Annotated in this window: 13 protein-coding genes; 8 read left to right on the forward strand and 5 right to left on the reverse strand. The window is 57.5% G+C overall.

The features are described from left to right. Positions 1 to 79 precede the first annotated feature (79 nt). Positions 80 to 520, forward strand: coding sequence for an outer membrane protein assembly factor BamE (locus tag AAC060_RS04995; RefSeq protein ID WP_339823808.1), 441 nt, complete (start codon positions 80 to 82; stop codon positions 518 to 520). A gap of 33 nt (positions 521 to 553) precedes the next feature. Here the strand turns inward: AAC060_RS04995 and AAC060_RS05000 are convergent, their stop codons facing one another. After that, the gene (locus AAC060_RS05000) at positions 554 to 2824 is read right to left on the reverse strand and encodes an NADP-dependent malic enzyme (protein ID WP_339823545.1); all 2271 of its coding nucleotides are present in this window, start codon (positions 2822 to 2824) and stop codon (positions 554 to 556) included. Positions 2825 to 3065: 241 nt separating this feature from the next. On the opposite strand from AAC060_RS05000, the gene mutS reads away from it, so the two are divergent. From mutS to AAC060_RS05035, 7 genes are all read left to right on the forward strand, one after another. Further along, entirely contained in the window at positions 3066 to 5645 is a 2580-nt protein-coding gene (gene mutS, locus AAC060_RS05005) for a DNA mismatch repair protein MutS (RefSeq protein WP_339823811.1), read from the forward strand. A gap of 4 nt (positions 5646 to 5649) precedes the next feature. Continuing rightward, positions 5650 to 6204, forward strand: a complete 555-nt coding sequence (locus AAC060_RS05010; protein ID WP_339823547.1) for a redoxin domain-containing protein — start codon at positions 5650 to 5652, stop codon at positions 6202 to 6204. Between the two features lie 43 nt (positions 6205 to 6247). Beyond that, positions 6248 to 7162 carry an acetylglutamate kinase gene (gene argB, locus AAC060_RS05015; RefSeq protein WP_339823550.1) on the forward strand — a complete coding sequence of 305 codons (915 nt, stop codon included), beginning with the start codon at positions 6248 to 6250 and terminating at the stop codon, positions 7160 to 7162. Between the two features lie 98 nt (positions 7163 to 7260). Beyond that, on the forward strand, positions 7261 to 7557 hold the full coding sequence (locus tag AAC060_RS05020) for a YggT family protein (RefSeq protein ID WP_339823553.1): 297 nt from the start codon (positions 7261 to 7263) through the stop codon (positions 7555 to 7557). After that, positions 7554 to 8450, forward strand: a complete 897-nt coding sequence (gene folD, locus AAC060_RS05025) for a bifunctional methylenetetrahydrofolate dehydrogenase/methenyltetrahydrofolate cyclohydrolase FolD (RefSeq protein ID WP_339823556.1) — start codon at positions 7554 to 7556, stop codon at positions 8448 to 8450. The genes AAC060_RS05020 and folD overlap by 4 nt, the downstream gene beginning before the upstream one ends. Then, positions 8450 to 9166 (forward strand): hypothetical protein, encoded by a 717-nt coding sequence (locus AAC060_RS05030; protein ID WP_339823558.1) that lies wholly within the window; start codon positions 8450 to 8452, stop codon positions 9164 to 9166. The genes folD and AAC060_RS05030 overlap by 1 nt, the downstream gene beginning before the upstream one ends. Continuing rightward, a complete protein-coding gene (locus AAC060_RS05035) occupies positions 9163 to 9780 on the forward strand; it encodes a MarC family protein (RefSeq protein WP_339823560.1) in 618 nt (205 codons plus the stop codon). Before AAC060_RS05030 ends, AAC060_RS05035 begins: the two co-directional genes overlap by 4 nt. Positions 9781 to 9795: 15 nt before the next feature. On the opposite strand, the gene AAC060_RS05040 is transcribed toward AAC060_RS05035, so the two are convergent. The 4 genes from AAC060_RS05040 to AAC060_RS05055 form a co-directional block, all read right to left on the reverse strand. After that, a complete protein-coding gene (locus AAC060_RS05040) occupies positions 9796 to 11505 on the reverse strand; it encodes a hypothetical protein (RefSeq protein ID WP_339823563.1) in 1710 nt (569 codons plus the stop codon). A gap of 64 nt (positions 11506 to 11569) precedes the next feature. Then, positions 11570 to 11998 (reverse strand): DNA repair protein RadC, encoded by a 429-nt coding sequence (gene radC, locus AAC060_RS05045; RefSeq protein ID WP_339823566.1) that lies wholly within the window; start codon positions 11996 to 11998, stop codon positions 11570 to 11572. 113 nt (positions 11999 to 12111) lie between these two features. Then, positions 12112 to 12480 (reverse strand): hypothetical protein, encoded by a 369-nt coding sequence (locus tag AAC060_RS05050; protein ID WP_339823569.1) that lies wholly within the window; start codon positions 12478 to 12480, stop codon positions 12112 to 12114. Positions 12481 to 12620: 140 nt separating this feature from the next. Next, entirely contained in the window at positions 12621 to 12989 is a 369-nt protein-coding gene (locus AAC060_RS05055; RefSeq protein ID WP_339823571.1) for a hypothetical protein, read from the reverse strand. Between the last annotated feature and the right edge of the window lie 41 nt (positions 12990 to 13030).

Below are 13030 nucleotides of genomic sequence, written 5' to 3' on the forward strand. Positions count from 1 at the left end.
CGATATGGTGCTGGCTATATAGTGGAGAATGAGTTCGATGGTCGGCAATATCAAAAAACACAGCTTGTGGCTTGGGCTAATGGCTGGCGCCATGACGATGACGGGATGCACCCAGGTGCGCGGTCATCAGGGCTATATTGCCGATGAAGTGCTGATGTCGGCCGTTCAGGCAGGCATCGACAACCGGCAGTCGGTTGAGGCATCGCTTGGTCGTCCGACCTTTACCGGCCAGTTTGACGACAATACCTGGTATTATCTCTCCCGTGATACCCGCCAATATGGCTTCAGCACCCCGCGTCCGCGCGACCAGCAGGTGATGCGCGTGCAATTTGACGCTGAAGGCAATGTTACCGCGGTTGATCGCACCGGTCTTGAACTGGTGGCGAGCATCAGCCCGGACGGCGACAAGACACCGACTCTGGGCCGTGATCGCTCCTTTTTCGAAGAGTTATTCGGCAATATCGGCGCGGTTGGGGCTGGTGGAGCGACTGGCCCAAGCAACGATCCAACAAACCCCTAACGCCTAACCCAATATTCGCCCCGGCGGTCGCCCTTATTTGGCGATACCGCTGGCGGCGAGTACTGCCAGTGTCACCAGTTCCGATGCGGTTGATGCCATGGTTGCAATCTGAACCGATTTTTCCAGTCCGACCAGCATCGGTCCGATGACCGAATCTCCGCCCAGTTCCCGCAGCAATTTTGCTGACAGATTTGCCGATTGCAGGCCCGGCATGACCAGTACGTTGGCGGGTTGTGAGAGGCGGCTGAACGGATAGTTCGCCATCAGCTTGGGGTTGAGGGCAACGTCCGGCGCCATTTCACCTTCATATTCGAAGGTGACCCGTCGCTGATCGAGGATTGCCACTGCTTCGCGAAGATTCTCAAGCCAACGTCCTTCGGGATTACCAAAGGTGGAATAGCTGAGGAAGGCAACGCGCGGCTCGTGGCCCATCTGCCGGGCAACAGCAGCAGTCTGCTCGGCGATATCCGCCAGTTCATGAGCCGTTGGTCGTTCGTTGACCGTGGTGTCGGCCATGAACACCGTATGATGCTGGCCGACCATGACATGAATACCAAAGGCGGTGCGGCCATTCGCGACATCGATCACTTTGGCGACATCGCGGAAGGATTGCGAATAAGGGCGGGTAACCCCGGTGATCATCGCGTCACCCTGATCCATGGCGAGCATGGCAGAGCCGAATATGTTGCGGTCCTGATTGACCATGCGCTTGATATCACGCTCCATGTAGCCCCGGCGGTGGAGACGCTCGTAAAGCATGCTCACCATGTCGGGCACCAGCGGACTATTGCGGCTGTTATGGACCTCGAAACGGTCGGGATCGCTCACGCCCAGTTCCTTCAGTTTCGCCCGCACACGATCATCTCTGCCGACCAGAACCGGCGTGCCGTAGCCGCCATCCTGGAACTGGATCGCAGCACGCAGCACAACATCTTCTTCGGCTTCGGCGAAAATGATCCGTTTGGGGGCCACACGGCAAGCCTGATAGGCTTGTGTGAGAACCGATGTCGTCGGGTTGAGACGTGCCTTCAAACTCTGCCGATAGGCATCGAGATCCTCGATCGGCTTCTGGGCAACGCCGCTATCCATGGCGGCTTTGGCCACTGCCGCGGAAACCACGTCCATCAGGCGCGGATCAAAGGGGGCAGGGATGATATATTCGACGCCGAAGCTTGGTGCTAGTCCGCCATAGGCAACCGCGACCTCTTCCGGAACCTGTTCGCGAGCCAGTTCGGCAATCGCGTGAGCGGCGGCGACTTTCATTTCCTCGTTGATACGGGTTGCCCGGACATCGAGGGCACCGCGAAAGATGAAAGGGAAACCGAGGACATTATTGACCTGGTTGGGATAATCGGAGCGTCCGGTGGCGACAATCGCATCGGGCCGGGCGGCTTTTGCGTCAGGCGGCGTGATTTCCGGATCGGGATTGGCCATGGCGAAGATGATAGGCTGCGGGGCCATGTCCTTGACCATTTCCGGTTTCAGGGCGCCAGCCGCAGACAGGCCGAGGAAAACATCGGCACCCGAAAGCGCGTCGGTCAATGTACGGGCATCGGTGTCGATAGCATGAGCGGATTTCCACTGGTCGACATCGTCGCGGCCACGATAGATGACGCCCGTGCGGTCGCACATGGTCAGATTGTCATGCGGAACGCCGAGGCTCTTGATCAGCGAGGCGCAGGCAATGGCGGCGGCACCGGCGCCGTTGACGACAACCTTGATATCCTCGATCTTGCGATCAGTCAGCAGACAGGCGTTGATGATGCCGGCAGCGGCGATAATCGCGGTGCCGTGCTGGTCATCGTGAAATACCGGAATATTCATCCGGTCGCGCAGGGTCTGCTCGATGATGAAACAATCGGGTGCGGCAATATCTTCCAGATTGATGCCGCCAAAGCTGGGCTCCATGATCTCGACGGCGTTGATAAATCTCTCCGCATCTTCGGTGTCGAGTTCCAGATCAATAGCATCGACATCGGCGAAGCGTTTGAACAATACCGCTTTGCCTTCCATCACTGGCTTGGAGGCCAGTGCGCCAAGATTGCCAAGGCCAAGAATGGCGGTGCCGTTCGAGATGACGGCGACCAGATTGCCCTTTGCGGTATAATCATAGGCTTTTGTAGGGTCTTCGGCGATTGCCCTGACGGGGACGGCGACGCCTGGCGAATAGGCCAGGCTGAGGTCGCGCTGGGTGGCCATCGGCTTCGACGCGATAATCTCGATTTTCCCGGGACGCCCGTGGGAGTGAAAAAGAAGGGCTTCCCGTTCGGAAAAGTCTAGGTTGCTATCGTTCTTGTCGGCCAAATTATATCTCCGTTTATCGTTGATTGGCTTGAATACGCCGTTTGGATGTTCACGTCCCGGATGGCGATCTACTCGCTTTGTCGCGAAGCCGCAATATTCAAGTAAAATTCAATAGGATGTGCTTGCTACTCTTTTATGTATCGCTGCACTCGGCTATCGCGAGTGCATGGCAACCCGGACTCAGGATAAAGTGGAAAACACGGTCAAAGACCCTTCGCCGGCAACGGCCAAGGTGACGCCGATGATGGAGCAATATTTCGCGCTCAAGGAAAAGGCGGACGACTGCCTGCTTTTCTATCGGATGGGTGATTTTTTCGAGCTTTTTTACGAAGATGCCAAGCTGGCTTCGGCAGCGCTCGACATCGCCCTGACTTCGCGCGGGAAAAATGCGGGGGATTCTATCCCGATGTGCGGCGTGCCGGTCCATGCTTCTGAAAACTATCTGGCAAAATTGATCCGTGCCGGTTTTAAGGTGGCGATTGCCGAGCAGATCGAAACGCCGGCCGAAGCGAAGGCGCGCGGTGGTTACAAGGCTTTGGTGGCGCGGGATATCATCCGTTATGTGACCGCCGGAACGCTGACCGAAGATACATTGCTTGATGCGCGCAGCGACAATATGCTGGTCGCTCTCGCCCAGATACAGGGCGAGATCGGGCTGGCGGCAGCGGATATATCGACCGGCAGTTTTGAACTGGCGACGATTGCGGACGACGCGCTTGATGCCGAACTGGCCCGGCTCGCGCCGTCGGAGATCATTTGTCCGCCCGCGCTGCTGCCAAGACTGGCAAAGGCGACCGGCTGGAACAAGGATCATTTTGACAGCGTTGGAGCGGAACAGCGCCTGCGGGACCATTTCGGGGTGGCGACACTCGACGGCATGGGCGAATTTTCGCGTGCGGAACTGGCGACGGCGGGCGGTCTGGTAGCTTATGTCGAACATGTGTCGCAGGGCAATATGCCCTATTTGCATCCACCGAGAAGGCGCGAAACCCGGGAATTTCTTTCGATCGACGGTCCGACCCGTGCGAGTCTCGAGATCGACCGGACGCTGGCCGGCGCGCGCGAGGGCAGCCTGCTCCACGCTATCGACCGTACGGTTACCCCCGCCGGCGCGCGTTTACTGGCGAGGGACCTGTCCGCGCCATTGTTCAATGAAAAACAGATCAACCAGCGGCTCGGGCTGGTGCAGTGGTTCCATGACGGTTCGGCGGTGCGCGATGATGTGCGGACCGAGCTCAAGGCTTTGCCGGATATCGGCCGGGCGTTGGGCCGTGTCTCGGTCGGGCGCGGCAGTCCGCGTGATCTTGGCCAGATTCGTGATGGCCTGAGCGGCGCACGGATCTTGCGCGAACGGCTGACACTGGTGGCCGGTTTGCCGGAACTGCTCGACAATATTCTGCCCGCGCTTGATGGCCATGGCGAATTGGTCGACTTGCTGGAGCGGGCGCTGGTCGAGGCACCGCCGACCGATATGACCAATGGCGGCTATATCGCACAGGGCTTCGATCCGGCGCTTGATGAACTGCGCAGCGCCGGTTCCGACGGTCGCAAATCGATCGCGATACTGGAAGCGCGCTATCGCGAAGCAACCGGAGTCAACACGCTCAAGATCAAGCATAATGCGGTGCTCGGCTATTTTATTGAAGTCCCCGCCCGACATGGCGACAGTCTGATGGCGGAAAATTCCGGTTTCACCCATCGTCAGACGCTGGCCGGTGTCGTGCGTTTCAACTCGACCGATCTGCACGAAGAAGCCGTCCGTGTATCACAGGCCGGCGCGCATGCTCTGGCTGCCGAAGCGGCTCATTTTGAGGAGTTGGTCGAAAAGGTTCTGGCGCGCAAGCACGAGATTGGCGAAAGCGCCGACGCGCTGGCCCGGATCGATGTCTCTGCAGCGCTGGCCGAGCGCGCTGCCGAGGGCCAATGGTGCCGCCCCGAATTTGTCGATGGAAATATACTGGATATCCAGGCTGGCCGTCATCCGGTGGTCGAGTCGGCTCTGTCGGCCAAGGGCGATCCCTTTGTCGCCAATGATTGCACCCTCGCTCAGGACGAGCGGCTGTGGCTGGTGTCCGGTCCCAATATGGGCGGTAAGTCGACCTTCCTGCGGCAAAATGCGCTGATCGTCATTCTTGCCCAGGCAGGCGGCTTTGTTCCGGCCTCGTCGGCGAAACTCAGCCTTGTCGATCGTCTGTTCAGCAGGGTCGGTGCCTCGGACAATCTGGCGCAGGGCCGTTCGACCTTCATGGTCGAGATGGTCGAGACCGCCGCGATCCTGTCGCAGGCAACCGAGAAAAGCTTCGTCATTCTCGACGAAGTGGGCAGGGGCACTTCAACTTATGACGGTCTTGCGCTCGCCTGGGCTGTGGTCGAGGCAGTGCACGAGACCAATCGCTGCCGCTGCCTGTTCGCAACCCATTATCACGAGCTCACCCGACTGGCCGACCGGCTGGATGCGCTGTCGCTCCACCATGTCCGCGCCCGTGAGTGGAAGGGCGATCTGGTTCTGCTCCACGAACTGGCCAAAGGTCCGGCGGACCGCAGCTATGGTCTGGCGGTAGCGAAACTGGCGGGCATTCCCAAGCCGGTGCTCAATCGCGCCAAATCGGTGCTCGACAAGCTTGAGGCCGGCAAGGCGGAAACCGGTGGTCTCGCTGCGGGCCTTGGCGATTTGCCATTATTTGCCGCCAGCCTTGCGGATGTTGAAGAAAAATCCGATGGCTTGCGTCAGGCGCTCGGTGCGATTGACGTGGATGCACTGTCCCCGCGCGAGGCGCTGGACCAGCTATACGCGCTGAAAGCGCAGCTCGAACAGGAATGACGATATGAAAAAATGGATCGTGATATTGCTGACCGCGGCGATCGCCGGCGGGGCAGTCTTTGTCTATTATGCCCGCAGTGCTAATGCCGAGCCGCTGGAAATCGGTGCGACTGCACCCGATTTTACCACCACCGGCGCGCTTGCCGGGCAGGAATTCCAATTCTCGCTGGCCGACAAACTGAAAGACGGTCCGGTCGTGCTCTATTTCTTTCCCAAGGTCTTCACCGAAGGTTGCACGATCGAAGCCAATATGTTCGCCGAGGCCACCTCTGAATTCAATGCCGCCGGGGCTACGGTGATTGGAATGTCCGGTGATGATATCGAAGGGTTGAAGAAATTCTCCGTCTCCGAATGCCGTGACAAATTCGCGGTTGCCCGTGCAGATGAAAAGATCATCGAAGCCTATCAGGTGCGGATGGCACCCGGCCTCGCGATGACCAACCGGACCAGCTATGTTATCGACGAGGGCGGCAGGATCGTCTTTGTCCATAGCGCGACGAAACCACAGGGCCATGTATCGGGCACGCTTGCAAAAGTGAAAGCACTCTCCAAAAGCTGATTAAACACTTGCATTTGCCGCACGGCTAGACTGAAGGAATTCTATGACCGATCACGCACCAGATCCAGCCATGCTTGCCAAAGCAGAAACGCTCACCGACGCACTGCCGTATATGCAGCGCTATGCCGGCAAGACCTTTGTCGTCAAATATGGCGGCCATGCGATGGGCGACGCCAGACTGGCGCGCAACTTTGCCGAGGATATTGTTCTGCTGAAGGCGGTCGGGATCAACCCGGTCGTTGTGCACGGCGGCGGACCGCAAATCGGCGCGATGCTGCAACGGATCGGCGTGGAAAGCAAATTCGTCGACGGATTGCGCGTCACCACCAAGGAGACAGCGGAAATTGCCGAAATGGTCCTGTCGGGCGCGATCAACAAGGAACTGGTCAGCTGGATCGAGCAGGCTGGCGGCAGCGCCATCGGCATTTCCGGCAAGGACGGCGGTTTTGTCAAGGCGACGAAATTGCGCCGCACCGAACGCGATCCGGACAGCAATATCGAACGGATCATAGACCTCGGCTATGTTGGCGAACCGAAGCAAGTCGATCGCAGCGTGGTCGACATGATTTCGACCGCCGGAATGATCCCGGTTATCGCGCCAATCGGCGTCGGTGAAGACGGTGCAACCTATAATATCAACGCCGATACAATGGCCGGTGCGGTGGCTTCGGCCCTGCGCGCCGCGCGGCTGTTCCTGCTGACCGATGTTCCCGGCGTGCTCGACAAGCAAGGAGAGTTGCTGACGGATCTCGACCCGACGAAAATACAGGCTCTGGTCGATGAGGGTACGATTTCCGGCGGGATGATCCCGAAGCTCGAAACCTGTGTAAAAGCTGTCCAGGAAGGCGTCGATGCCGCCGTCGTACTCGATGGTCGTATCCCGCACGCGATGCTGCTCGAAATCTTCACCAGCAAGGGCGCGGGTACGCTGGTCAAGGACAGTCACCGGGTTGTATAATTGCCTGACTGTGTTATATAGTTGATACAGTAAATTACTGGCGTTACAGGCGACAAACCTCTAGCCGCTAAGCCAGATTATCGATAAAGGGTCCGTCCATGGCATTAGCAATTCTTCAAATCATCGCAATCCTGCTCAATGTGGCAATTACCATCATCATCGTGCAGGCGATTATGAGCTGGCTGCTCGCGTTCAACGTCATCAACCTGCAAAATGACATCGTCAACGCGATCTGGACCACGCTGGATGCGCTCACCGCGCCGATCTATCGGCCAATTCGCAAGATCATGCCGGATTTCGGAGCGATTGATCTTACGCCGATGGTTGTCATTATCGCTATCATCATCCTGCAGGACGCAATCCTGCCAGCTCTGGCGCAGGCATTGCTCAGTTGACAGCCGCACATATCATTGACGGCAAGGCTTTCGCAGCCGGTCTTCGCGAGCGGATCAGGGAAGCGGTTCCTGCTTTCGTAAAGCAGGCTGGCCGTGCGCCGGGTCTGGCCGTGGTGCTGGTCGGTGAAGATCCTGCCAGTCAGGTCTATGTCGCTTCCAAGCACAAGGCGACCATCGCTGCGGGTATGGAAAGTTTCGAGCACCGGCTGCCCGCCGATGTCGCTCAGGACGACCTGCTCGCTTTGGTCGAGCAGTTGAACGCCGACGAAACGGTGGACGGAATATTGGTTCAACTGCCTCTGCCAAAAGGCCTCGACGAAAAAGCGGTGGTGATGGCGATCGATCCGGACAAGGATGTCGATGGTCTTCACGTGATCAATGCGGGCCGGCTGGCCAATGGTGAAGAAGCGCTGACACCGTGCACACCGCTCGGCAGTCTGATGCTGCTGAAAGACACATTGGGCGACCTGACCGGCCTCGACGCCGTTGTGGTCGGCCGATCGATACTAGTCGGCAAGCCGATGGCACAACTGCTGCTCGCTGAAAATTGCACCGTTACCATGGCACACAGCCGGACCCGGGATCTTCCCGACGTCGTCCGCCGCGCTGATATTGTAGTCGCTGCCGTTGGTCGTGCTGAAATGGTCAAGGGCGACTGGCTGAAAGACGGCGCGGTCGTGATTGATGTCGGTATCAACCGGCTGGAAGCCGCGCCGGGCGAGAGCAAGGGTCGTCTGGTCGGCGATGTCGCCACCGCCGAAGCACTCGACCATGTCCGCGCGATTACGCCGGTTCCGGGAGGGGTTGGCCCGATGACCATTGCGGTGCTATTGCGCAATACTCTGGTCGCCGCATCCGCGCGCGCCGGACTGGAGAAACCGGAGGGTTTGTAATGCGTCTATTTGCCGTAGTCGGAATTGCACTGATGCTTTCGAGCTGTGCCAGCGGCGGCGGGCTCAACGACCGCGAGCGTTATAATCGGGTGATCGGAAAACCGGTCGCCAATCCCAGTGCCGTGGTCAAAGCCGAATTGTCCTTCGCCCGTCTGGCGCAGGAAAAGGGTCAGTGGACCGCGTTCCGTGAAACCGCTGCGGATGATGCGATCATGTTCACTCCCGCCCTTGTAAACGCCCAGCAGTGGCTGAAAGGCAAAGCCGATCCGGCGCAGGCCGTCGACTGGCAGCCGCATAAAATTTTCATGTCCTGCGATGGCAGCATCGGTGTCGCGACCGGCGCCTGGCAACAGGAAAATGGCGCCACCGGCCATTTTACCACCATCTGGCACCAGGATGATTTCGGCAACCGTCGACCCAGTAAAGACGTGTCGTGGAAATGGATATTTGATGATGGTGTGCCGCTGACCACGCCGCTTGCGGAACCCGATTATGTCGAAACCGAAGTCGCCTCGTGCAAGTCCGAGGGGCGCGCCGCTACCGCACCGGCCGGCCTGACGACGAAGGGCAAGTCCGGGGCTTCAGTGGACGGGAGTCTGTTGTGGAACGCTGCTTTCACCGCCGATGGATCGCGCATCGTCTTTGTCGACCTCGCTCAAGCCGATGGCAGCTTCAAGCGGGTACATGAATATAAGGTCGACGCACCAACCTCATGATCGAACTTTTCATCTCTGCCTTCATCACCTTTTTTGTAGTGATTGATCCACCCGGCTGCGCGCCGATCTACGCCAGTCTGACCAGCAGCGTGCCCGAGCGCGATCGCCGGGTCATGGCCATTCGGGCGATATTCGTCGCCGCGATCATCCTGCTCGTCTTTGCCCTGTTCGGCGAACAGATGCTGGGTGCGCTTGGCATCAGCCTCGACAGTTTCCGGATCGCTGGCGGCATCATGCTGTTCCTGATCGCGCTGGAAATGGTGTTCGAGAAACGCACCGAACGGCGCGAGGACCGGGCACAGGAGATTATCGAACAGCCCGAGATCGAGGATGTATCGATCTTCCCCATGGCCATGCCGATGATTGCCGGACCGGGTTCGATTGCTGCGGTCATGCTGTTGACGTCCCAGCATGATGGTATCGACAATGCGCTTGTCATTCTCGGTGCGCTGGCAACGGTGTTGTTGCTGACGCTAATCGGATTGCTTGCTGCCGGGCCGCTGATGCGGATATTGGGCAACAAGGTCGAGGCCGTCATCACCCGGGTTCTCGGCGTGCTGCTCGGCGCGCTGGCGGTGCAATTTGTGGTCGACGGGCTGAACGCGAGTTTCTGATTTACCGCTTCGCCGTCACCCGGTGATCACGCCCGCGCTGGACAGCAGCTTGTAGGCACGATCGGCCAATGCCGGACTGACGATCAGCCGGGCGAGCAATTCTTGCGGGCTTTCGTTTCTTCCGCTTCCATAGGCTGCAACCAGTCGATCCCATGAGACCCGCGATTCCGCGATCCGGCCGTTTTTGGCATAGACCATGGCCATGGCGACATCATAATAGGGACCGACTCCGGTGCTGGACGGAATGATTTTCTCGGCCAATATCAGGGCTTCCTTGTCTTTGCCCTCTGCCATCAAAGTCAGCACGAGGCCAGTCTCCGCAAGAATCGAGCCTCGCGGATCCAAAGCGATGGCTCGTCTCAGATACTGGTTGGCATCGGGATCGGCGCACGCAAAGAGATTGGCGCCGGTTTCTGCCTGAATAGAGGCTTCATAAGGGTCCAGCGCGACAGCTCTTTCGGCAAATTCTTTCCCGCGAGCACAGTTGCCATTGAAGAAGCTGGATCTGGCGAGAGCGAAGACTGCGGATGAATCTTCTCTGCCGCGAACCATCGCACGGCGAGCAAACTGCAGACCGGCCTCGGGATCGGGTTTCCTGCCGGTGGCCTCTTCCCGCAAAAAAGACATGAAGGAAGCGGCTGCAAGAATTCGGCTATCCAGAGGGTCTACGACTAGCGATTGTTTGATGCACGACTCGACCGCAGGCAATAGTTCTGGGTCCCGATTGGCACGGTAGTTTTCGAAGCGAAGCTGGCAAGCGTAGCCGATCATTGCATTATCCGGCAGATGTTTGCGCTGATCGGTGGCAACCACACCGTAAATACCAGCTATGCGACCGGCGATAGGGCCAAGTTTTTCGGGATAATCAGCCGCTGAATCCGGCATGGCTATTGTTGTCGACCAGATTGTTTCGCTTTCCGCCAGCGAGGTTAGGGACAATATGACTTCCGGACCGCTCGGACCAGCTACCAATTGGCTTTTAAACCGGTAGGCATTCTGATCCTTTCCCGGGATGACGCTGGATGTTTCCCCTGCTGCCAGCCGCACTAGTGGAGAACTGGCAAAGGCATTTTCCAAAAACAGCCGGATTTCGGTGTCACTGCCAAGCTCTTTGTCGGGTAGTGCGTTCTGCGAGGGCGAAAAATAGATTTTCGGAGGCAGGGTATAATCCTGCGACGCGGTCTCTGTGCCGGATATATTCCGGTCGAAGCTGTTCAGCGACCAGACCAGGCCGATTCCTACAATCAGGAGAAATGCCGCTAGTCCGAGAGTTGTCTGTCGGTTGCTGAACCACCGATCCATTTCAGATTCGACGGGTGAGATGGCAGACACATCACTGACATATGGATCTGCGTTGTCCGGATTTTCGTCCAGCCCGGCATCGTCCATCTGGATTTCGACGGCATAGTGGCCAATTGGTATCCGTAGCCGCTCTTCTCTGCCCATTGCTGCATAATGGGCCACCAGCATCTTGCGCAATCTTCCCACCTGTACCCGGGGATAACTGTCGACCTGGACATCGAAATCTTCGGTGCGACCGAGCCCGTCTACTGCAATCTGATAGGCTTTAGGCGGGTTTGCCGGGTTGGAAATCGCCTGATCAACCAGATAGCGGAGAAGCTGGGACATGACTGGAGAACGGACAAAGTCCGACGATTGCAGAAGCGAATTGGCTTCTGCGCGAAGCAGTCTGGTTCGCTGTTCACCCGCGGTCGACGAGTACATTATTTCGAACTCCCAAACGTCGGGATTTTAACCAAGATGCCTGGGTTTCGGCCGGCGATATCCATCATTCGAATTCCACCCAGTCCCGAAGACTGATCCAGCCCTCACGGCCTACAATGATATGATCGTGAACGGTGAGTCCGAGCTCTTTCCCGGCTTTGACCAGCCTGAGAGTGGCGTCGATATCATTTTCGCTCGGTTTTGGATCACCGGAAGGATGATTATGCGCAAGGATCAGCGCTGTTGCGTCCAGAGCGAGCGACCGTTTCAAAATCTCGCGCGGGTAAATGGGTGCTTCGGAAATAGTGCCTCTGCTGACCACCTCGTCGCTGATAAGCCGGTTTTTGCTGTCCAGAAACAATACACGCACTTCTTCAATCGGCAAACGCGCCATGGCGACAACAAGATATTCGATCACGTCAGCCGCTTTGGAAAGGGAAATACGGTCCAGCATCTCGTCCTTGAACGATACAAGCATGGCTTCGTGTACCAACGACAGGATTGCCCGGGCGGGGTTGCTCTCGGTTATCCGGCTTTGGGCGTGCAGAGCCCCTCCAATGGAGCCGAATTCCGCGATAATCCCGCCCGCTACAGCGGAGGCATTGTCTATTTTTGCCAGAATGAAAAGTCGCTCCAGGATTTGTCGACCCCGAATTGCCGAAGGCGTTGCTGGTGGCGGTAAGTCCCTGCGGTCAAAACGATCAACATCGGATAGACCCAGAATGCGGCTATTACAAAATAGGCTTGGGGAAGCAGTTCCGGTATTATCATTATTGGAATATGTGACAAAACTTGAATAACCTGCATCGAGCAAATCCATATCGTCCAATACCTTTCTGCATGTAGCGCTAACATCACAAATGCGGACAATATTGCCAGATCGACTATAAAGATGCCGACTTCCGGTTGCGCAAATCTGCCTTCCGAAGGCGAGGCCGTAACGATTGTCATTGCAATACCGACAATGAAGATCATCACGGCCCGCTTTTCGGGCTGTCCTCCCCTGATTGCCGAATAGATGCAAACGACCGCCAGAAGAGAGAAGAAGAGATCAATGCGAGACATTGGATGACCGGACCAAATAAGGGAGGCGCAGTCAAGTCTCGCTGGTTTTGTTAGGCGCTTTCAACAACGCGAAGCGGACTCAATTTTTCATCCGTAGCTGTTGCTCGGTTTGGTGGGCATTCGAAAACATCACCCAGTGCAACTGCCCGCAGTCCTGCGTCTTCCCGGTCCTCGGCCAAATGGGCATGTGCTTCCACGACTTCCCGGTATGAGCGCGCTGTTTGCGCTGCTGCAGCGATCAGTTTTTCGGATGCATCGATTCCTGCGGTCAGAGAAAAGCGCGTTCCAGGTGCGAGACGGGCAGCAGCGATGCTGCTCATCAGTTCGCCCATCTGAATCATCGTCAGATTGAGGGATTTTTCGACTTCGTTAATTTTCTTGGCAATGGGGCGGGCTGCTTCGATACGTTGATTCAACATGTGATTCTCCAGACGCCGGATGACTCCGACGTCGACTGATG

It is taken from the genome of uncultured Parasphingorhabdus sp. (assembly GCF_963975555.1).
In the GTDB taxonomy this organism is placed as follows: domain Bacteria; phylum Pseudomonadota; class Alphaproteobacteria; order Sphingomonadales; family Sphingomonadaceae; genus Parasphingorhabdus.